This window comes from Exiguobacterium sp. UBA6282 (assembly GCF_002440475.1).
In the GTDB taxonomy this organism is placed as follows: Bacteria; Bacillota; Bacilli; order Exiguobacteriales; family Exiguobacteriaceae; genus Exiguobacterium_A.
Window position 1 is genome coordinate 84,664 of the sequence record NZ_DJUM01000014.1, and the last position, 1,944, is coordinate 86,607.

3 protein-coding genes and 1 pseudogene are annotated in these 1,944 nt (G+C 50.6%); 1 reads left to right on the forward strand and 3 read right to left on the reverse strand.

What is annotated here, in order from left to right; all coding sequences use genetic code 11:
• Nucleotides 1-213 (reverse strand): annotated as a pseudogene (locus tag B2751_RS04150) (hypothetical protein); the annotation flags it as partial.
• 137 nt (nucleotides 214-350) lie between these two features.
• Between B2751_RS04150 and B2751_RS04155 the strand changes: the two are divergent.
• On the forward strand, nucleotides 351-854 hold the full coding sequence (locus B2751_RS04155; RefSeq protein WP_035410079.1) for a hypothetical protein: 504 nt from the start codon (nucleotides 351-353) through the stop codon (nucleotides 852-854).
• A 242-nt stretch (nucleotides 855-1,096) separates the two neighbouring features.
• Here the strand turns inward: B2751_RS04155 and B2751_RS04160 are convergent, their stop codons facing one another.
• On the reverse strand, nucleotides 1,097-1,486 hold the full coding sequence (locus B2751_RS04160) for a sensor histidine kinase (RefSeq protein WP_290773033.1): 390 nt from the start codon (nucleotides 1,484-1,486) through the stop codon (nucleotides 1,097-1,099).
• The gene (locus tag B2751_RS04165) at nucleotides 1,435-1,821 is read right to left on the reverse strand and encodes a HAMP domain-containing protein (protein ID WP_422653596.1); all 387 of its coding nucleotides are present in this window, start codon (nucleotides 1,819-1,821) and stop codon (nucleotides 1,435-1,437) included. Before B2751_RS04165 ends, B2751_RS04160 begins: the two co-directional genes overlap by 52 nt.
• Nucleotides 1,822-1,944: the final 123 nt, after the last annotated feature.

Consider the following 1,944-nt stretch of genomic DNA (forward strand, 5'->3'; position numbering starts at 1 on the left):
GACACCGTATTTTGATTTAACGGTCTTATTCTTGACGAATTCGACCTTGTCTTGCTGGATTGCCTTTTTCAACGCATCCGTCGTCTTGACCGTATAGCCGAACGTCTTGTTCGCGACGACTCCTTTGCTATATGTCACGTTACTTGCGGCAAAACCCGTCACCGGAGTCAGACATGCTCCGAGTAAGACTCCTGTCATTGCGATTCGTTTCATACTGACTCCCCCTTAAAATGATCTATAGTAATGAATTCCCTTTTGCGAAATAGGTAAACTCTATTCTCGAAAAAGATTTGACGGAATTGTCTAAATTTCTTACGATAAGGATAACGAAACGAAATGGGGTTAAAGCGATGACTGAACAAGAACAATTAACGCAAGAACAGCTCGATAACTTGCTCAAGAATGCGTTTGCAATGCAGGTTCCGATCCTCGAGAAGTTCATGAAGGATACACACGATCGTTATGCACTCGCAACGACGTCGTTCAAGCGTGACATGGAAGCAATGAAAGAGACGGAATGGCATCAGTTCTTCGCTAGTAAACTGTTACCGCACTTCTTCCTCGAGCACCTCGGATTCGGGGCATCGTTCCGCTTCAACGGACACGATAAGGAAGTCGATCTTCCGGAAAACGTCGTGCCCGTCCGTAATGATGCCGATGAGCAAATCGAAAAAGTCGTCCTCGGGGTCAAAAAGGCGATGCAAGATGAGCACATCAAGAATCACGATCTCGTCGCGAACTTCTATAAAGAAACACTCGAACTCGCTTGCCAAATGGGGAGCCGTGTCGGGATGAGCGATGAGTTCTATACTCTCGTCAAACCAAGTCTTGTTCATGCGAACGAAGGCGAATAATTTTTAAATTCTACCAACATAAAAAAGGAGATCAGCTTCTGTATGATACGGAAACTGTTCTCCTTTTTCGTATGTCTGTTTCAGAACGAAGCAGCTCATCCGCGACTCCTACAGGAAAGTGCCAACAGCACCTAGTAAGACCCGGCAGATGGCACGGAGTGCAAGATGCCGCGGCTTACTCCCGCCTGTGGAAAGCAAGGATGACGGAATCGTTCGTCAGAATCCTCTACCATTCTACCCCATCAAAACCGAACGTAGAACACCGCTCCCCCACCATTCCGGTCGCGAACACCATAGTCGAATTGATGACTATCGAGAATCATCCGACTGATCGCAAGACCAAGTCCATGTCCGGCACTGCCTTCTTGTTTGACGTAGACGTTCCAGATCGTTGCCCGGTCTTCTGCTCGGACACCCGCTCCTTCATCCTCGACCGTCAATTCGTCATCCGTTAAGCGAACCGTGACCGTTCCTCCGACTGGTGAAGCAAAACGGGCGTTCATCAAGAAGTTGATCAGGACACGTTCGAACATCCGTGAATCAAGTGATTGCCTAACCGGTTGCAGCTCCGTCGCCAGCGTCAGTCCTGCCTGCGTGAACGTCCCACGCAGGCGTTCGACTGTCGCAAGCACGAGTTCATCNNATGACCGAGTCGATCCGTCTCCTCGATGATACTCGTCGTCACGTCGGGCAGTTCGGCAACAGGAATAACACCTGCTGCGAGCGCCTCGGTCTCGTTTCGAATGATTGCGAGTGGCGTCCGCAAGTCATGGGTGATACCGGCGATGAACGTCTTTTGCAGATGATCCTTTTGTTTGAGTTGTGTCTGCATCTCATCGACCGCGTCGATCAACTCCCCGACTTCATCCTTCGGTCGGGCTGGCAGGACGACGTCCGTTTCACCAGCACCAATCTTTTGAGCGACGGATCGAAGCGTCACGATCGGTCGTGTCAGGTGCCGTGCCATATAGTACGCGAGTAAGGATGCCAGCAACAGGGTCACAAGTAACGCGAGTCCGATCGCGACATAGACACCGTCGAGAGCGCTACTCGCTAGCGGCGCTTGTCGCACCGTCGTGATCCGCGTTCC